This is a genomic window from Methylobacterium sp. WL8 (genome assembly GCF_008040045.1).
GTDB lineage: Bacteria > Pseudomonadota > Alphaproteobacteria > Rhizobiales > Beijerinckiaceae > Methylobacterium > Methylobacterium cerastii.
In genome coordinates this window covers 1-17,366 of record NZ_VRVF01000013.1, presented here as the reverse complement: position 1 = coordinate 17,366, position 17,366 = coordinate 1, and the positions used below count along the sequence as shown (strand labels likewise).

16 protein-coding genes and 1 pseudogene are annotated in these 17,366 nt (G+C 66.8%); 10 read left to right on the top strand and 7 right to left on the bottom strand.

What is annotated here, in order from left to right:
• Positions 1-35: 35 nt before the first annotated feature.
• Entirely contained in the window at positions 36-455 is a 420-nt protein-coding gene (locus FV234_RS07235; protein WP_147828554.1) for a helix-turn-helix domain-containing protein, read from the bottom strand.
• A 68-nt stretch (positions 456-523) separates the two neighbouring features.
• On the opposite strand from FV234_RS07235, the gene FV234_RS07230 reads away from it, so the two are divergent.
• The 8 genes from FV234_RS07230 (at position 524) to FV234_RS07195 (ending at position 9,236) form a co-directional block, all read left to right on the top strand.
• Entirely contained in the window at positions 524-1,273 is a 750-nt protein-coding gene (locus FV234_RS07230; RefSeq protein WP_147828553.1) for a cation transporter, read from the top strand.
• A 45-nt stretch (positions 1,274-1,318) separates the two neighbouring features.
• Positions 1,319-2,305, top strand: a complete 987-nt coding sequence (locus FV234_RS07225; RefSeq protein ID WP_147828552.1) for a cation diffusion facilitator family transporter — start codon at positions 1,319-1,321, stop codon at positions 2,303-2,305.
• Positions 2,306-2,487: 182 nt separating this feature from the next.
• Entirely contained in the window at positions 2,488-2,733 is a 246-nt protein-coding gene (locus tag FV234_RS26110; protein WP_187273609.1) for a hypothetical protein, read from the top strand.
• A gap of 65 nt (positions 2,734-2,798) precedes the next feature.
• Entirely contained in the window at positions 2,799-3,161 is a 363-nt protein-coding gene (locus FV234_RS07215; RefSeq protein ID WP_238272898.1) for a hypothetical protein, read from the top strand.
• A 142-nt stretch (positions 3,162-3,303) separates the two neighbouring features.
• Positions 3,304-4,668 carry an efflux RND transporter periplasmic adaptor subunit gene (locus FV234_RS07210; protein WP_147828551.1) on the top strand — a complete coding sequence of 455 codons (1,365 nt, stop codon included), beginning with the start codon at positions 3,304-3,306 and terminating at the stop codon, positions 4,666-4,668.
• A 13-nt stretch (positions 4,669-4,681) separates the two neighbouring features.
• Positions 4,682-7,939: a CusA/CzcA family heavy metal efflux RND transporter gene (locus FV234_RS07205; protein ID WP_147828550.1), complete on the top strand. Its 3,258-nt coding sequence runs from the start codon at positions 4,682-4,684 to the stop codon at positions 7,937-7,939.
• Between the two features lie 4 nt (positions 7,940-7,943).
• A complete protein-coding gene (locus FV234_RS07200) occupies positions 7,944-8,498 on the top strand; it encodes a threonyl-trna synthetase (RefSeq protein WP_147828549.1) in 555 nt (184 codons plus the stop codon).
• Between the two features lie 477 nt (positions 8,499-8,975).
• Positions 8,976-9,236 (top strand): hypothetical protein, encoded by a 261-nt coding sequence (locus FV234_RS07195; RefSeq protein ID WP_147828548.1) that lies wholly within the window; start codon positions 8,976-8,978, stop codon positions 9,234-9,236.
• A 187-nt stretch (positions 9,237-9,423) separates the two neighbouring features.
• Here FV234_RS07195 and FV234_RS07190 read toward each other — a convergent pair whose 3' ends face one another.
• On the bottom strand, positions 9,424-10,350 hold the full coding sequence (locus FV234_RS07190) for a heparan-alpha-glucosaminide N-acetyltransferase domain-containing protein (RefSeq protein ID WP_246686131.1): 927 nt from the start codon (positions 10,348-10,350) through the stop codon (positions 9,424-9,426).
• A 16-nt stretch (positions 10,351-10,366) separates the two neighbouring features.
• Here FV234_RS07190 and FV234_RS07185 point away from each other — a divergent pair, with 16 nt between their 5' ends.
• Together FV234_RS07185 and FV234_RS07180 are read left to right on the top strand one after the other, a co-directional pair.
• Complete coding sequence (locus FV234_RS07185; RefSeq protein ID WP_210250860.1) at positions 10,367-11,296, top strand: TniB family NTP-binding protein; 930 nt, start codon at positions 10,367-10,369, stop codon at positions 11,294-11,296.
• Positions 11,296-13,173, top strand: a complete 1,878-nt coding sequence (locus FV234_RS07180; RefSeq protein ID WP_147828546.1) for a TniQ family protein — start codon at positions 11,296-11,298, stop codon at positions 13,171-13,173. The genes FV234_RS07185 and FV234_RS07180 overlap by 1 nt, the downstream gene beginning before the upstream one ends.
• A 173-nt stretch (positions 13,174-13,346) precedes the next feature.
• On the opposite strand, the gene FV234_RS07175 is transcribed toward FV234_RS07180, so the two are convergent.
• The 5 genes and pseudogenes from FV234_RS07175 to FV234_RS26615 all read right to left on the bottom strand — a co-directional run.
• Positions 13,347-14,852, bottom strand: coding sequence for an IS66 family transposase (locus FV234_RS07175; RefSeq protein ID WP_187273611.1), 1,506 nt, complete (start codon positions 14,850-14,852; stop codon positions 13,347-13,349).
• Between the two features lie 102 nt (positions 14,853-14,954).
• Positions 14,955-15,302 carry an IS66 family insertion sequence element accessory protein TnpB gene (gene tnpB / locus FV234_RS07170; protein WP_147763623.1) on the bottom strand — a complete coding sequence of 116 codons (348 nt, stop codon included), beginning with the start codon at positions 15,300-15,302 and terminating at the stop codon, positions 14,955-14,957.
• The gene (locus FV234_RS07165; protein WP_147828544.1) at positions 15,299-15,712 is read right to left on the bottom strand and encodes a transposase; all 414 of its coding nucleotides are present in this window, start codon (positions 15,710-15,712) and stop codon (positions 15,299-15,301) included. Before FV234_RS07165 ends, tnpB begins: the two co-directional genes overlap by 4 nt.
• Positions 15,713-16,258: 546 nt before the next feature.
• Positions 16,259-17,005, bottom strand: a complete 747-nt coding sequence (locus FV234_RS07160; RefSeq protein ID WP_147828593.1) for a DUF2076 domain-containing protein — start codon at positions 17,003-17,005, stop codon at positions 16,259-16,261.
• Positions 17,006-17,270: 265 nt separating this feature from the next.
• Positions 17,271-17,366: pseudogene (locus tag FV234_RS26615) on the bottom strand (porin family protein); the annotation flags it as partial.

Genomic DNA, 17,366 nt, shown 5'->3' with positions numbered 1-17,366 from the left:
GATCGATGTGCCTCACAACGCAGATTGCTTGGTTTTCAGTGGCTCCCGTGCGCGCACTTTCCATGATCGGACAGCGTCTCGATCACCCGGCATTCGCCAACGCGGCCCTTGCCGCATTCCGAGATCATCCGGTCGAGCTCGCCTCGCAGCGCCATGAGCCGCTCGATCCGCCGGTCGACCTCGGCGAGGTGGCGGCGGGCGATCAAGTCGACGTCGGCGCATGACCGGTCGGGATGCGCGTTCATCGTCAGCAACTCCCGGATGGCGTCGACCTCGAAGCCGAGCTCGCGGGAATGGCGAATGAAGTTCAGCCGCGCGACATCGGCCTCGCCGTAGCGGCGCTGCAACCCGGCCGACCGGGGGGGCACCGGCATCAGCTCGACCTGCTCGTAGTACCGGATCGTCGGCACCTTCACGCCGGTCCGCCGGGACAGCTCCCCGATTGCGATATCCATGATTTCCGCTTGCACCTCTAGCCGCTAGAGGTTGTAGCGTCGCCTCCGATCGATGGGAAGGAGACGTGATGAGCGAGCATTGCTGCGGAGCGACCAAGGCTGACGCCTGCTGTTCCCCTCCCAAGCTCGCGCTCCCCGGGCCCCCCACGCAAACGCCGGTGCACGACAAGGGCGGCGGCTCATGTTGCTCTGGCGGCGTGCCGGTCTTCGACGGCGTCGACCCGCGCTACAAGGCGGTCCTCTGGACCGTCATCGGCATCAACGGTGCGATGTTCGTGACCGAGATGGCAGCGGGCCAACTCGCCGGATCGCAGGCGCTCAAGGCCGACGCCCTCGACTTCCTCGCCGACACCGTGACCTACGGCCTCAGCCTCGCGGTGATCGGCGCGTCGTTGGCAGTCCGCTCGAAGGCGGCCCTGTTCAAGGGCGCTTCGCTGTTCCTGATGGCGCTCTGGGTGTTCGGCAGCACCGTCTACCAGACGATGGTGCTCGGCGTGCCCAGGGCGGAGGTCATGGGCGTCATCGGCGTCATGGCGCTGGCCGCGAACCTCGGATCGGTCCTGCTGCTGCGCCGCTACAAGGACGGCGACGCCAACGTGCGGTCGGTCTGGCTGTGCTCGCGCAACGACGCCATCGGCAACGTCGTGGTCATGGTCGCCGCGCTCGGGGTCTGGGGCTCCTCCAGCGCTTGGCCCGACCTAGCCGTGGCGGCGGTGATGGCCGGCATCTTCCTGACCTCGTCCCTCCAGATCCTTCGGCAGGCCTGGGCCGAGCATCGGGAAGGCACTGGCGCGATCCATCCCGCGCCGGCCGACTAGGCTGCGCCGCAATTCATCGACCGATACCGCCCCCTACAGGACGCCATGACGACGCACGATGCACACGCCGGCCACGATCACGGATCGCATGACCACGAGGCTCATTCGGCCGAGGGCCATGCCGGCCATTCACACGAGCCGGGCCATTCCCATGCCCCCGCGAGCTTCGGCAAGGCGTTCGCCATCGGCATCGCCCTCAACGTCGGCTTTGTCGCCGTCGAGGCAACCTACGGGGTGCTAGGGAACTCGATGGCCCTGTTGGCCGATGCCGGCCACAACCTCTCCGACGTGCTCGGCCTGGTGGTGGCCTGGGTCGCCGTGGTGCTGGCCAAGCGCGCCCCGAGCGCCCGCTACACCTACGGGATGAAGGGCTCGTCGATCCTGGCGGCCCTGTTCAACGCGGTGTTCCTGCTGGTCGCCGTCGGCGCCATCGCCTGGGAGGCGATCCAGCGGTTCGGCGAGCCTGCTCCGGTCGCCGGCAAGACCGTGATGATCGTCGCCGCGGTCGGCATCCTCGTGAACGGCATCACCGCGTGGCTGTTCGCATCCGGCGCCAAGGCCGACATCAACATCAAGGGCGCATTCCTGCACATGGCCGCGGACGCCTCCGTCTCGGCGGGCGTGGTCATCGCCGGCCTCGTGATCCTCTACACCGGATGGACCTGGCTCGATCCGGTCGTCAGCCTCGCCATCGTCGCGGTCATCGTCTGGAGCACCTGGGGACTCCTGCGCGACAGCCTCACGCTGTCCCTGGCCGCCGTCCCGCCGGGCATCGATCCGCCCGCCGTCCGAAGCCACCTCGAAGGACTGCCCGGGGTCACCGCCCTGCACGACCTGCACGTCTGGGCGATGAGCACCACCGAGATCTGCCTGACCGCCCATCTCCTGATGCCCGGCGGCCGCCCCGACGACGCCTTCCTCATGGACGCGGCCACCGGCATCAAGGAACGGTTCGGCATCGGCCACACCACCCTGCAGGTCGAGACGAGCGCCGACACCGCCTGCGCCCTCGCCCCCGCCAACGTCGTCTAAGCCATCGGAAACATGCCCAACGCGATGGGGATGCCTCCAACACGTGCGACCGGAGGAGACCTGTATCCGCGTCGCGAGACATCGGTTCGTTGCTTCCGGCCACCGATGGATGAACGGCGGTTTCAGGCTTCGTTCAACCGACGAAGCCGATCCTTACGGCATCATCCCTTGAGGAACGAGCCATGCGTGTCCGCATCCCGGCCTTGGTCGCCGTCAGCCTGATCCTCGCCCCGGCCGCGGCGTCCGCCCAATACTACGGCGGCGACTTCGACCGGCGCGGCGACGTCCATGTCGACCGCTACCACCATGGCGACCATGACGACGTCGTCATCCACCGACCGCACCGGGATTACGGCGACCAGGCGTACTATGGCGAGCGCCGGTTCTACGGCGAGCGCAGGCACCACCATCATCACGACGACTATTGAGGCTCCGCCCTCGTCGTGGGTCACCCGGCATGTACGGGTGGCCCTGAATCGTTCATAAGGCGACCATGACCACGGGACCTCGGATCAGGGCCTACGAGACGATGCGCGGCTGGTGGGCGACCATCGTCCGCGCGCTCTCGCTCGTCCTGGTCATGGCGCTCGTCGTCCCCGGCGCGATCCATTCCGCCGAGGCCCACCGGTCCGTCAGCCACGAACTCTCCATGTCGGCCCCGACGGACGTCGCCCGAACGGATCACGCCGATACCTGCCCGGCCTGCCATGCCAACTGCGGCTGCCACCAGGCCCTGAACGTCGACGCGACGCCCGCCCTGCCGTCCCGCGGGACCGCGCGCGCCTCCTACGCGACCGTGACCACCACCATCGGATCGGTCTCGCCCGACCGCCTTCCCAGGCCGCCTCGCGCCTGAGGCGACGTCGCCACGTCCGTGGCGCGTCCTGGCCGGCCCCTCGCAGGCCCCGGCCGCCTCACCATCGCGAACTCCCAACACGGGTCCGTCCCAGGCCGCACGAGCGGCGAGGCGATGTCCCGGTCGGAACCTGGCCATTTCCATGCGTGCATTCCTCTCCGTGGCCTTCCTGGCCATCGGCATCGCCGTCGGCGGTGCCTTCCCCCGTGTGTCCGAGGTCGTGCAGGACGCGCTCGCCGCCGCCGGCCTTACGAACGCCCGGGCGACGCCTCCGACCAACGCGGCCGTGACCAAGCGGGCGACAGTCGCAGCCGACGATGGCCACGGTCACGGCGAGCATGGCCACGGGCACGCCGACGCCGAGACTAAACCTGCCGGCGGCCACAAGCATTCCGAGGGCGAGGCGGACGGCCACGACGAGGAGGGCGAGGGCAAGATCAAGATGACGGCCGAGCAGGCCGAGGAGCAGGACATCAAGCTCGCCACGGTCGAGGGCGGCATCCTCTCGCGCCATCTCTTGGTCCCCGGCACCATCGCCCAGGACGCCGACCGGATCGCTCGCGTCCCCGTGCGGGTCGTTGGAACCGTGGCCGAGATGCGCAAGCGCCTCGGCGAGGAAGTCGCCAAGGGCGAGGTCGTGGCCGTCCTCGACAGCCGCGAGGTGGCCGAGGCCAAGAGCGACTTCCTCACCGCGACGGTCAAGGCGGACCTGGAGAAGACGAACTTCGACCGCCAGCAGGCCCTCTGGGACAAGCGGATCTCGGCCGAGTCCGCATTCCTGAACGCCAAGGCGGCCTACTCTGAGGCGACGCTTCGGGTCGACCTGGCACGCCAGAAGCTGTCGGCCCTGGGGCTGAACGCGGCCGAGGTCGCGACGTCCGCCAAGAAGGACGAGACTACCCCGAACCTATCTTCGTTGCGCCGCTACGAGCTCAAGTCCCCGCTCGCCGGCCGTGTGGTCGAGCGCAAGGTCGACGTCGGAACCGCCGTCGGCAAGGAGGGCGATCCGGCCGACGTTTACACCGTCGCCGACCTCTCCTCCGTGTGGATCGAGCTGGCCATCCCGACCACGGAGCTCTCGAAGGTCCGGGAGGGCGCCAAGGTGACCATCGTCGGAGGCGACGACGGCCCCCGCGGCGAGGGCAAGGTCGTTTTCGTCAGCCCGATCCTCAACGCCGAGACGCGCTCCGCCCGGGTCATCGTCGCCCTGCCGAACAATGACATGGCCTGGCGGCCCGGCACCTTCGTGACAACCGAGGTCGAGATCGCCCGCGACCCGGTCAAGGTCCGGCTGCCGAAGTCCGCGATCCAGACCATCGGCGGCGAGAAGGTCGTGTTTGTCCGAACCCAGGAGGGCTTCGAGCGCCGGGACGTGACCATCGGCAAGGCCGACGACGACGCCTTCGAGATCCTGACCGGCCTCAAGCCCGGCGACGAGGTCGCGGTGGCCAACTCCTTCGTCCTGAAGGCCGAGCTCGGCAAGGCCGAAGCCGACCACGACCACTGAACGGGGGCCGGCCATGATCTCGAAGATCCTCGACTTCTCCGTCCATCAGCGATGGCTCGTGGTGCTGCTGTCGCTCCTCGCGGCGGGCTTCGGCGTGTTTTCGCTGACGAAGCTTCCCATCGACGCCGTCCCGGACATCACCAACAACCAGGTGCAGATCAACACCACGGCGCCGTCGCTCTCCCCGGTCGATATCGAGAAGCAGGTGACCTACCCGGTCGAGACCGCGCTCGCCGGGATCAAGGGCCTCGAATACACCCGCTCGCTCTCGCGGAACGGCTTCTCGCAGGTCACCGCGGTCTTCTCGGAGGCGACAAACGTATATTTCGCCCGCCAGCAGGTCGCCGAGCGCATCGGCGAGGCGAAGTCGACCCTGCCGCCGGGGGCCGAGCCGCACATGGGCCCGATCTCCACGGGCCTGGGCGAGATCTACATGTGGTCGATCCATTACGCCCAACCGAAGGATCGTAAGGTCTCCCCGGACGGCAAGCCGGGTTGGCAGGGCGACGGGAGCTACCTGACCCCCGAGGGTCAGCGGCTTGCGACAGAGCTCGAACGCACGGCCTACCTGCGCACGGTCCAGGACTGGATCATTCGCCCCCAGGTGAAGACCGTGCCGGGCGTGGCCGGCGTCGACAGCATCGGCGGCTTCGACAAGCAGTACCACGTCCAGCCGGACCCGATGAAGCTCACCGCCCTTGACCTGTCCTTCGCCGACATCGGCCGGGCGCTGGAGGCCAACAACGCCAACCTGGGTGCCCGCTACCTGGAGGACAACGGCGAGGGCTACGTCGTCCGTGCCGCCGGCCGCCTTGAGACCATGGAGGACATCGGCTCCGTGGTCGTGACCACGCGCGGCGGGGTGCCGGTCCGCATCTCGGACATCGCGGAGGTCCGGATCGGGCGGGACCTACGCACCGGGTCGGGCAGCGAGGACGGGCGCGAGGTCGTCATCGGCACCGCCCTGATGCTGATCGGCGAGAACAGCAGGACGGTCTCGGCCGCCGTTGACGCAAAGATGACCGAGATCCGGCGCACGCTCCCGCCCGGCGTCGAGGTCCAGACCGTGCTCAACCGGACCCTGCTGGTCGAGGCCATTATCCGAACGGTCGCCAAGAACCTCGCCGAGGGCGCCGCCCTCGTCATCGTCATCCTGTTCCTGCTGCTCGGTAACATCCGGGCGGCCATCGTCACCGCCCTCGTCATCCCGGTGGCGATGCTGATGACCATGACGGGTATGGTCCAAGGCAGGATCAGCGCCAACCTCATGAGCCTCGGGGCGCTGGACTTCGGCCTCATCGTCGACGGCGCCGTCATCATCACCGAGAACGCCCTGCGCCACCTCGCGGAGCGCCAGGGGGAACTCGGGCGCAAGCTCGACCTGGAGGAGCGCCTCGTCACCGTGCGCGCCTCGGCCGAGGAGATGATCAAGCCTTCCCTGTATGGGCAGGCCATCATCATCCTCGTCTACGTGCCGCTCCTCACCTTCACCGGGGTCGAGGGCAAGATGTTCGAGCCGATGGCGCTCACCGTCATCATCGCCCTCGTCTCGGCCTTCGTCCTGTCGCTGACCTTCGTGCCAGCGATGATCGCGATCGTCATCACCGGCAAGGTCACGGAGAAAGACAACGTCCTCATCCGCGGGCTCAAGGCCGCCTACCGCCCGATCCTCGGGGCCGCCCTGCGGGTTCCGATGACCTTCGTCGCGGTCGCCCTCGTGCTGCTCGTCGGGGCCGGGTTCCTGTTCAGAGGGTTGGGGCAGGAGTTCATCCCGCAGCTCGACGAAAAGAGCATCGCGCTGAACGCCCAGCGCATCCCGTCGACCTCCCTGACCCAGTCGCAGGCGATGCAGCTGAAGGTCGAACAGGCCATCAGCCGATTCCCTCAGGTCGCCTACGTGTTCTCAAAGACGGGCACCGCGGAGGTCGCCTCGGACCCCATGCCGCCGAGCTCGTCCGACACCTTCGTCATCCTGAAGTCGCAGGAGGAATGGCCCGACCCGAGCCTGTCCAAGGCCGACCTGCAGGAGCAGATCGAGAAGGCCCTCGGGGCGCTCGCCGGCAACGTCTATGAGTTCTCCCAGCCGATCCAGCTGCGCTTCAACGAGCTCCTGGCCGGGACCCGCGGCGACCTCGCCGTGAAGGTGTTCGGCGAGGAGTTCGAGCCGATGCTCAAGGCCGCCAACCAGGTCGCCGCGATCCTGCGCGGGACCGAGGGCGCCGACGACGTCAAGGTCGAGCAGACGGCCGGGCTGCCGTTCCTGGAGATCAAGATCAACAAGGTCGAGGCGGCCCGGCTAGGCCTGAGCACGTCCTCGATCCAGGACGTCATCGGCGCGGCCATCGGCGGCCGCGAGGCCGGCATGGTGTTCGAGGGCGATCGTCGCTTCCCCATCGTCGTGCGCCTGAACGACAAGGTGCGCGAGGATCGCGAGGCCCTGGAGAACATCCCGGTCCCGCTGCCCCCCGGCGTCAACGGTCGGGCCTCCTCGGTGCTGCTGAAGCAGGTCGCGAGCTTCTCCGTCACCGAGGGACCGAACCAGATCTCGCGCGAGAACGGTCGCCGTCGGGTCGTGGTCACGGCCAACGTGCGCGGTCGCGACATCGGCTCGCTCGTGGCGGAGGCCCAGTCCAAGGTCGCGTCCGGGGTCCGGCTTCCCGCCGGCTACTACGTGACCTGGGGCGGGCAGTTCGAGAACCTGGCCTCCGCCCGACAGCGCCTGATGGTCGTTGTCCCGGTGTGCTTCTTCCTGATCTTCCTGCTGCTGTTCTCGGCCCTCAACTCGGCCCGGGACGCCCTGCTGGTGTTCAGCGCGGTCCCGCTGGCTCTCACCGGCGGCATCGCGGCCCTGTGGCTGAGGGGGATGCCGTTCTCGGTGCCCGCGGCGGTCGGGTTCATCGCCCTGTCCGGGGTGGCGGTGCTCAACGGCCTGGTGATGTTGACCTACATCAAGCAGCTCATCGCGGAAGGCCGACCACGACGCGAGGCCATCCTGGAGGGCGCGATGACCCGACTCCGGCCGGTGGCGATGACCGCCCTCGTGGCGTCGCTCGGGTTCGTCCCGATGGCCCTGGCGACGGAGACCGGGGCGGAGATCCAGCGGCCCCTCGCGACGGTGGTGATCGGCGGGCTCATCTCGGCGACCCTGCTGACGCTGGTCGTGCTGCCGGCGCTGTTCGCCCGCTTCGCCGGTGCCGTCGTCCCCGCCAGGGCCAAGGCGACGGATGCCGGGGCCCGCCCCCATCCCGTCGTTCCCCAGGCCGCGGAGTAGGCCGATGGCGCGCCGATGGGTCTTCCCGACCGCGCTCGTCCTGACGGCAATGGCCGGTACGGCGCACGCGGCCGAGCGACCCGCCGGAGAGGGGCCGTTCGGACTGGCATGGGGTCCGGTGGACCGGATCGATACCCCTTCGATGGTCGACCGCGAGGCCAACCTGACCGGCCTGTACTACCTCCACGACCGACCGCTTGCCTCGGGTCCCGACACGGTCGAGGTGATGCTGGTGGTCTGCCGGGAGGAAGGTCTCCAGCAGGTCGTCTGGGTCGGCCGGCCACTCGCCGACGAGGCCCACCTCATCGCGCGTGACGCCGTCCGTCGCGAAGGGGGTTGCATCTACGGCGAGCCACGGCCGGGACCGCTCACGGATCGCTCGAATGGTCTGCCGGACGAACCGTACTGGCGAACGCGCGCGATGCCAGACGGCACGCGGGGACTCGTGATGTCGGCCTCCGGCCCGGACTACGCGGCCTGCTCGGAAAGCCACCGCGCCGCCACCCCCCATCCCGCCGACGCCCATGTAGCCGACCTGCTCCGGTCGGGCGTGCCTTGAGCCTACCGACGCGACCCCGGCCTGAATGCCTGGTCGACCACCGCGAGATCCATCGTCATCGGTTGCCGCAACGGTGACGGGCAAGAAGCTCGGCCGCCGGATGGAGTAGGGGGGCGGCGGGGGCGGACGACGGCGCAAGGTCCGGCCGCACATACGCAAGGCCGCTGCGCGGGCGTTCCTCACGACCGCGATCCTGATCGCCGGGGTCCTGGCGCTGTTCGGCTGGCTCGCATCGATGCCGTAACGGGGCCGACCGCGGATCGCCGGGACCGTCCGCCACTCCCGGCTGGCCAGGACGACGAGGATCGCATCGCCGCGGGGCATGCCGCCGGCCCGGGCGGTGGCGAACGCAAATTTTGTTAAGCACGTCCGGCGGAGGAGAACGTACCCCGCGGAACGGTCATGGAAACGGAGCCGTTCCCGAGGCTCGGGTGCCGTCGGTTTCGACGCATCGCCGACAACGATTTGAGGAAGCCCATGAGAAAGTCTCTGTTCGCCGCCGCCATCCTGGCAACCCTGGGCGTCGCCTCGGTCGCACCGGCCTCGGCCGCCCCCGGCATGATCGGCGCCGTCGACGCCCCGACGGCCGTGACCGAGGTCCGGATGGACGGCATGCACAGCCATCGCGGTCATGGAATGCGCCATCACCATCATCGTGGGCACATGATGCGGCACCACCATCACCACCGTGGGCACATGATGCGCCACGGGCATGGCCATCGCCATCACCGCATGTGACCGGCAGGGGTCCTTCGGGGCCCCTTATAGTATCCGACGACCCCCGGGCCCAGTTGTCGCGACGTGATTGCGGAGACCTGATACAGGAGCCCCCCGCAATCCAGGCGAGGTCCGTACTTCCAAAACTCCGCTTCCATCAGGCGAAGAGGGCGTAACGGTTCGACCAGCCTCATCCGGCCTTGCAAGGCTAGAGATACCTCAGCCAGGCGATATCGCGTCGGGACGCCTTGAAGCGCGAGAACCAGGCCGTCGGCCAGTAGAGGGGTACGACCAGCCCGACGTACCAGGCCAGCACCCAGCCATAGCTCGCAACGCCGAACACCGTGCCCTGCGTCGGGCCCCAGATGGCAGCGGCGCCGTGATACATGAGCCGCAGGATCGTCAGGTGGAGCAAGTAGAAGAACAGCGGCGCACCGCCGAACACCGCCAGAGCGGAGACGACCGAAGCGTCGCGCATCCGTTCAAGGGCAACCAACAGCAGCGCCCCGATCCCGAGCGTCAGCAGCAGGAACAGCAGCGAGGGGGGATACTTCGTTAGAGAAACGAAGCTCATCGTGGTCCGAAGCGGATCGCCCTCGACGACGAACCAGGGCTTGTCGCCGTAGCCGTTCGCCAGACGCAGGACCATGAAGGCGACGAGCATCGAGCAGCCGAGGGCCATAAACCGGCGCTCGCGGGTGTGCGTGGCGACTTTGGGCAGAAACCACGGGCCGACCGCGTAGCCGAGCACGGTCACGCCGATCCACGGGAGCACCGGATAGGTCGTCTTGGCGACCAGCCCGAACGGGAGCGCGATGACGTTGCGCTGGTGCAGCATCGCCCAGACCGCAAAAAACGGTTGGTCAGGCTGGATGTGGATCGGGTCGAGGAGGTTGTGGCCGCAGACGATCAGCAGTCCGACCGCGAGGAGGACCGGGCGTGGAAGCCCGACCAGCACCGCCAGGACGATCATGCAGACGCCGATGCACCAGATCACCTGCAGCCAGAGCGTCGGACTGGCCACGCCCCAGTACAGTTCCGATAGGTAGAGGACCTCCAGCGCCATCAGCACGAGCCCACGCTTCAGCAGGTAGACGGCGGACCGCGACGATGAAACCGCCGCGACGTTCAACAAGCTCTACGCCGATCTGGTGACCCGGATCGATACGTCCCGCCCCCTCGGGCCAGGCAATCGCAGCCAGACGCGGGCCCTCGTGCTGACCGGCAAGACGGGCGCCGGGAAAAGTACAATGATCTCCCGAACCATCTCCGCGCATCCGGCTTTCACCGGGTTCGGTGTTCCCGGGTCAGGCTGCCGGGCGGTTTCCGTCCAGACGCCGTCGCCCTGCAACCCGAAGGCACTCGGCCTCGAGATCTTGCGGGTCCTCGGTTACCCGATGGCTGCCCAACGGCCGGCGCCAGCGATCTGGGGACGGGTTCGCGAGCGGCTCGAATTCCTTGGTAAAGTTGTTCTTCACCTCGACGAAATCCATAACGTCCTCGTGACCGCGAACGTGACCGAGCTCACGCAGATCCGCACGTTCATCAAGGCTTTTTTGATCTCGCCGGACTGGCCGGTCGTCCTCCTGCTCTCCGGATTGCCGGAGGTGATTTCCTTCTTTGAGGGGCTGAACGATCCCGACGAGAACAGCCTGACAAATGCGGATACCAGGGGCGAGGTTCGCCGTCGCGCCGTGTTCGTCAACCTCCGCTCCCTGATGCTTCCGCACGATGCGAAGATGATCGCTGGGGCCGTCAAGGACATGGCCGAGGTGGCCGCCCTGAAGGTCACGGACGACATCGATGTGAAAATTGTGCCCCGCCTGATCCACGCCGCCATCTACGAGCTTGGTACGACGATGCAACTCGCGCACGAAGCCATCGGTCAAGCGTTAGAGGCCAAGCCGCGTGTGGCGACCCTCGACATGGTTCATTTCAAGCTAGCCTACAGGGAGCGGACTCGATGCGCTGACGGCGCAAACCCGTTCATGGTGATCGACTGGAAGAAGCTCGACTGCTCGCTCGTCCTGCAGGTGAACGAGGTGCCGGCGAGGAAGGCGCGTCCCGAAAGGAGGAAGTGATGAGGTTGGAACCGTGCCTGCCTCACATGCCAGGCGAGACGCTGCCGAGCTACGTTTCCCGCTTGGCCTTTATCAACGGCATTCGGAGCGGTCGAGAACTCTGCAGCGATCTGGGCATCTCGGTCGAAGGTCTCGTCGGCGGAATGGCGGGGTCGGTCGCCCGCATCTGTGAACTCACGGGAAGCCAAGCAGAGACCCTCATGCGCGAATGCCGCCGCCGCAACGGAAATCGTTATCTCCTCCGGGGCCAATCGCTCGTCGTGGCAAGCTTTTTAGGAGCAAACGTTCGGATCTGCCCGACCTGCCTCGCCGAGGATGGTTCGGCGTCTAACGGCGGCGTTTCCAGGCATCTGGCCGCTTATGGGCGGACGACATGGACTGTTGCACACCTTCGCACCTGCCCAGCCCACGAGACTGTTTTGGTTGACCTTCCCGGGATCCCAAAGGCCATCATCCAGGATTTTACGACCATCGTCGCGCCCTTCTACCAAGGCGGGCGGATCGTCATGCCCGATACCCGCCGGAGGTCGGTATCCACTTTCGAAGCATACCTACTTGATCGGCTGGAAGGACGACCGACGGAGTGTTGGCTCGACGGCATCCCGTTCCATGCAGTTGCACGGACCTGCGAAATGATGGGCGCCGTCTCCGCCTTTGGACGAAAGCTTAGTCTTAAAATGCTGACGAATAATGATTGGGCCCCCGCTGGGAAAGAGGGATTCGACATCGCCTCGGGAGGACCGGCTTCAATTGACCAGTGGCTCGGAGATCTCATCCACGGATATGAGGGGGACCGAGCAACACCGGTGGGACCTCAAGCTTGGTTTGGAGATCTTTATAGGTGGCTGGATACTGGCACGAAAGACGCTGACTACGATCTTATTCGTGATATCCTCGCTCGTTGCGTTGCCGAGCGTGCACCCTTCCATTGCAACGAGCGCATGTTCGGTGAGCCGGTGCCCTACCGGAAGGTGCACTCGTTGAGGACAGCAGCGAACGAGACGGGTTTGGGCGCGCCTCGCCTCCGCAAAGCGCTCGATCACGGGGGTTATCTTCCGACCGGTCACGCCAGCTATGCGGATCACGAGGTGACGTTTGATGCCGTCGCAACGTCGGAACTTCTCGGACAGCTCTCGAAAGCACTGTCCCTTGTCGACGTGGCGGCCGTGTTACAAATAACTTGGGCTCAGGCTCGGCAGCTTGCACGCGCCAGGTATCTGCGCGCTTTGGACGGCAACGTCGCTGCCACCGCCAATCATTGTTTCGATGTCCAGGAGATCGAAAGATTCCTCGACCGATTATATGCTGAGGCTAAAACCGTCGCCTCGGTCCCTCCTGGCAGTTGCAACCTCAGGGCGGCAACTCGGAAGGCCAAGTGCTCGTTGGTCGACGTAGTAAGTCTCGTCGCCAACAGATCGCTACGTTGGATTGGGCGGCTGGCTGGAGCAGAGGGCTTTAGTGCGATCTTGGTGAACGTACAGGAAATTCGTGCGCATGTTCGTCGACCAGAGCTTGTTGGCCACACACGAAGCGATCTCGAAGTGATGCTTAGAATTCCTTTTCCTACTGTGATCGCCCTAACCGAGCGGGGTATCATACCCACCACCGTTCAGCGCCACCCCTCAATTCTTAAGGACATTGTAGTCATTGCGCCGGAGGCTCTCGAACACTTCTGTGCGAAGTACGCCAAGTCGGCCGATACAGCCCGGGCGCTCGGTCTTCCGTTCAAGGGCCTAAGGGCCACACTTGCAGCACGGGGGATCACACCGGCTCTCTCGAAGGCCGAATTCCATCTCGACTTTTACGAAAGGTCGTTGCTACCAAAAATCCCGGCACTAACGGGCGCGGGAATGGAAAAACAAAGTGAGGCGCTTTAAGTCGGTGACAAAGCTTCGGATCCGTAGGACCGACAAGCAGTAGCACTAAGTCTACCTATTCGTCGATCGATTGAAAAGCCCGGCCAGGTTCATCCTGGCCGGGCTTTTCGTCATTGATGTTGGAATTGCAGTACGCCTACGGTGAAGGCCGCAGTTGTGCTTCCGACGGGGCATCAGGCTGCGATCTGCCGGGGCTGAGGCTGGGTCCAGTTCCAGGGCAGAAGGTCGTCGATACGCCGGGCCGGATGGTCGGGCAGCCGCCTGAGCACATCGGCGAGCCAGGCCTGGGGATCGATGTGATTGAGCTTGGCGGTCTCGATCAGCGTGTAGAGGGCAGCCGTGCGATGCCCGCCCGCATCCGAGCCGGCGAAGGTCCAGTTGCGGCGGCCCACCGCGATGGGACGGATTGAGCGTTCTGCGGCGTTGTTCGAGAGGCAGATGCGCCCGTCGTCGAGGAACCGGGTGAAGGCGATCCAGCGCTTGAGCAGGTAATCGATCGCTACTGCCGTGGGCGCTTTGGCCGAGAGTCTAGCGCGGTTCTCCCGCAGCCACGTCTCCAGGTCGGTGACGAGAGCAGCCGAGCGGGCGCGGCGGTGCGCGCAGCGTTCATCGGGGGCAAGACCGTTGGTGGCGCGCTCGATGGCGAAGATCGCATCGATCCGCGTCACCGCCTCGATGGCGATCGGAGCCTTCTTCAGATCGGCCAGCTCGAAGAACTTGCGTCGGGCATGGGCCCAGCAGGCCGCCTCGTGGATCGGACCCGGCTTGCGGCCGGGGTCGTACAGGCGGACGAACCCGGAGAAGGCGTCCGCCTGTACGATGCCGTGGAAGTCGCCGAGCCAGGTCTCGGCATGCGCGCCGGAGCGGTCGGGAGAGTAGAAGTAGGCCGCCGCCGGCGGCTCGGGTCCACCGAAGGGGCGGTCGTCGCGCACCACCGTCCAGAGCCGGCCCGTGCGGGTCTTGCCCTTGGCCAGAACCGGCACCGGCGTGTCGTCGAGATGGAGGCGGTCGGCTTCCCGAACATGGGCCTCGATCCGAGAGACCAAAGGCGACAGGGCGGTGGTGACGGCCCCGACCCAGCCAGCCAGGGTCGAGACGTCGATCGGCACGCCCTCATGGGCGAAGCGCTGGCTCTGGCGATGCAGCGGCAGGTGCAGGCCGAACTTGGCCATCATCACCTCGGCCAGGAGGTTCGGCCCGGCCCGGCCCCGCGAGATCGGATGGAACGGAGCCGGGGTCTGCGCGATGGTCTCGCAGTCGCGGCAGGAGAAGCGCTCGCGCACGTGCTGGATCACCACCCAGCGCGCCGGGATCCGCTCCAGGGTCTCGGTGACGTCCTCGCCGAGGTGGCGTAGGCGTGCCCCGCCGCAACAGGCGCAGGTCGTCGGGCCGGGATGGAGGATGCGCTCGCGCGGCAGGTGCTCGGGGAGAGGTCGACGAGCGAGCTTGCGCCGCGAGGAAGCTACACCGGGGAGCGCATCGGGCTCGACAACCGCCTGCGCGTCCGTCTCGGCCAGCGTCTCCTCCAGATCCTCCAGGACGAGTTCGAGCTGGTCGATCCGGGCGCTGCGTTCCGAGGAGGCCCCGAAGCGCTCCCGTCGCAGCCGGGCAACCTCCAGCTTCAGCCGTTCGACCGCGATCTCGGACACGAGCCGCGCCGCCCGCTCGGCCAGGATCATGGCGTGGGCGGCAGCGAGATCGGTGGGGAGCGGCGGGGGCTCGGACGCGTTCGGCACGCCTGAGAGAAGAGCATATTGCTCAGGCTTTGTAACGCGTTATCCTCATCCGACCGCACTCGGGCGCCACGTCTCCTGCGGCATGCGCCAGTCGATGCCCGAGAGCAGGTAGCCGAGCTGCGCCGTCGAGATCGTCACGGCACCGTCGGCCACCGACGGCCACAGGAAACGACCGCGGTCGAGCCGCTTGGTGTACAGGCACGCGCCCTGGCCATCGTGCCAGATCACCTTGATCAGGTCGCCGCGCCGGCCGCGGAAGACGAACAGGTGCCCGGAATGGGGATCGCGCCGCAGCGTCTCCTGGACGATCATCCCCAAGCTGGAAAAGCCCTTGCGCATGTCGGTGTGGCCGGTCGCCAACCAGACCCGCACGTTGGCCGGCAGCGGGATCATCGGCCCTCCAGGGCATCGAGCACCCGACGCAGAGCTCCGGCGTCGACGTCCCGGTCGACCGTGAGACGCCGACCGCCGCCGAGATCGATCTCGATGACGCCGCTCTTGCGACGAAGCCGGCGCGGCGGCGCTGGAGCACGCGGATCATCCGACTGCGCAGCGGGAACAGGACGTGACGGCTCCGGGGCGATCGCGACGGGCACGAGGACCGGGGCCTGCGCGTCCCCGCCCAAACGGCCCTCCCGCGCCTGACGCCGCCAAGTGAACAGCAGGCCTTGGGCGATCCTGTGCCGGCGCGCCACCGAACACACCGACACGCCTGTCTCAAACGAGGCTTCGACGATCCGCGCCTTGTCATCGAACGACCAGCGCCGCCGCCGTTCGGCATTCTCCAGGAGCTCGACCCGCATCACCCCGACCCGCTGACCTTAACGCCAGCATTAAGGTCAGGCTTCAGCGCAGAGCGCGATGCCCTCGACCGCGGCCCTCACCGGAGGCGTACGAATTGCATGCTCAGCGGTCCAACGATGTCATGGTTCCAGCCTAATTGCGAAGCGCATGTAATGCGGCATCGGCACCACCCAAGCAGCGTTTTATATCTCTCTAAGCGGATCAGGAACACAGAAAGAACAGCGTAGCTCCGGAGTCGAGATGCCGTCAAACCTACGCCCTATGGGAGCGCTTAAAGCACACGCCGGAGGGTTTTTGCCCTAACCGACAAACATTGCACACATTGGCCGACAAACTCACTGAATGCCCGAAGAACCATGCTAAGCGATATCAATGGCTTAGCGTAGACCCGGCCGACAAACTTTCTGCTCTCGCACAGCGAGACGGAAAGACAAAGGGCTCGGGGCCGCCTCGAAAGGCGGTCCCGAGCCCTTTTTGCATTACGACGGAGCGGCGGCGAAGCGGACGTCGAGCCCGAATGTGCGTGCCCGCTTCGCCGGTTTCGATCAGGCCCAGTCGCTGTCGTCGCCGCCGCCGAGGTCGCCAGCGAAGTCGTCGTTGCCGCCATCGAAGGCCGCGTCGCTACCGGCGCCGAGCGGCGCACCGAAATCCTGGGTGCCGCCGGCATCCGAGCCGAAATAGTTGTTCTCGATGGTGGTGCCGCCACCAAGGCCGGCCGCCGAGGCGCTGCCGAGGCTCGAATGGCCGCCGGCGAAGGCGTTCGACAAGGCGCTACCAAGCAGCATGCCGCCGGCCGCGCCCGCCGCCATCGGCAAGGCCGTCGCCATGAAGCCGCCGCCGCGGGCGGGCGCCTGCTGCTGGCCGCCCCAAGGTCCGCCTTGCTGCGGGCCGCCCTGCGGATAACCCTGTTGCGGGTAGCCTTGCTGAGGATAGCCTTGCTGAGGGTTTCCCTGCGGCGCGCCGCCCTGGTTGCCCCAGGCGCCGCCGGCCCGCTGCTGCGGCTGCGGATCCTGGCGCTGCGAGCCGCCGCCGAAGATGCTCGACAAAAAGCCGCCGCCGCCCGAGCCTTGCGGCTGCGCCTGCTGCTGGCGGGCCTGCTCGAGCTGCTGGTTCAGGCTCTTGATCGCCTCTTCCTGCACGTAGATGAGCTGCGCCATCGCGTACGGCGCGTAGGGCTGGGCCCGGAGCTTGTCGGCAATGAAGCGCTCGGCATCGGCGTCGCGGGGCTGGCTCGAAGCCTGCTCCAGGCGCTGGAAGATACCGGAGATGACGTCGCGTTCTTCGCTGTTCATGGAGTCGTCCTCCTCAGGTCGAACCCGCGGCGTCTCGCGCCGCCTGGATGCAGAAGAGATGGGGAGGACGCGGCGCTTTGTCAGGGGCCGCGCGGAAAACTTCACCGTGAGGCGCACCCTCGCCTTCAGGGCCGGACGACCTCTTGAAAAGCAAGATGCCGGAAACGCAAGAAGCCCGGCCTTTCGGCCGGGCTTCTGCGTGTCGGGTCGAGGATCGGGTTCGGCTGCGGCCCGGGGGTGCGGGCCGCGTCCGGTCCCGAAGGTCCTAGTACGAGCCGAACTTGTAGTTCAGGCCGGCGCGCACGACAGCGAACTCGGTGCTGTTGTTGCGGTTCAGGCCGCTCTGCACGACGGTCACGCC

Bases quoted from the DNA above. Each gene is read 5' to 3' on its own strand.
- FV234_RS07235 (WP_147828554.1), bottom strand. From the start codon at position 455: ATGGATATCGCAATCGGGGAGCTGTCCCGGCGGACCGGCGTGAAGGTG.
- FV234_RS07230 (WP_147828553.1), top strand. From the start codon at position 524: ATGAGCGAGCATTGCTGCGGAGCGACCAAGGCTGACGCCTGCTGTTCC.
- FV234_RS07225 (WP_147828552.1), top strand. From the start codon at position 1,319: ATGACGACGCACGATGCACACGCCGGCCACGATCACGGATCGCATGAC.
- FV234_RS26110 (WP_187273609.1), top strand. From the start codon at position 2,488: ATGCGTGTCCGCATCCCGGCCTTGGTCGCCGTCAGCCTGATCCTCGCC.
- FV234_RS07215 (WP_238272898.1), top strand. From the start codon at position 2,799: ATGACCACGGGACCTCGGATCAGGGCCTACGAGACGATGCGCGGCTGG.
- FV234_RS07210 (WP_147828551.1), top strand. From the start codon at position 3,304: ATGCGTGCATTCCTCTCCGTGGCCTTCCTGGCCATCGGCATCGCCGTC.
- FV234_RS07205 (WP_147828550.1), top strand. From the start codon at position 4,682: ATGATCTCGAAGATCCTCGACTTCTCCGTCCATCAGCGATGGCTCGTG.
- FV234_RS07200 (WP_147828549.1), top strand. From the start codon at position 7,944: ATGGCGCGCCGATGGGTCTTCCCGACCGCGCTCGTCCTGACGGCAATG.
- FV234_RS07195 (WP_147828548.1), top strand. From the start codon at position 8,976: ATGAGAAAGTCTCTGTTCGCCGCCGCCATCCTGGCAACCCTGGGCGTC.
- FV234_RS07180 (WP_147828546.1), top strand. From the start codon at position 11,296: ATGAGGTTGGAACCGTGCCTGCCTCACATGCCAGGCGAGACGCTGCCG.
- FV234_RS07175 (WP_187273611.1), bottom strand. From the start codon at position 14,852: ATGATCCTGGCCGAGCGGGCGGCGCGGCTCGTGTCCGAGATCGCGGTC.
- tnpB (WP_147763623.1), bottom strand. From the start codon at position 15,302: ATGATCCCGCTGCCGGCCAACGTGCGGGTCTGGTTGGCGACCGGCCAC.
- FV234_RS07165 (WP_147828544.1), bottom strand. From the start codon at position 15,712: ATGCGGGTCGAGCTCCTGGAGAATGCCGAACGGCGGCGGCGCTGGTCG.
- FV234_RS07160 (WP_147828593.1), bottom strand. From the start codon at position 17,005: ATGAACAGCGAAGAACGCGACGTCATCTCCGGTATCTTCCAGCGCCTG.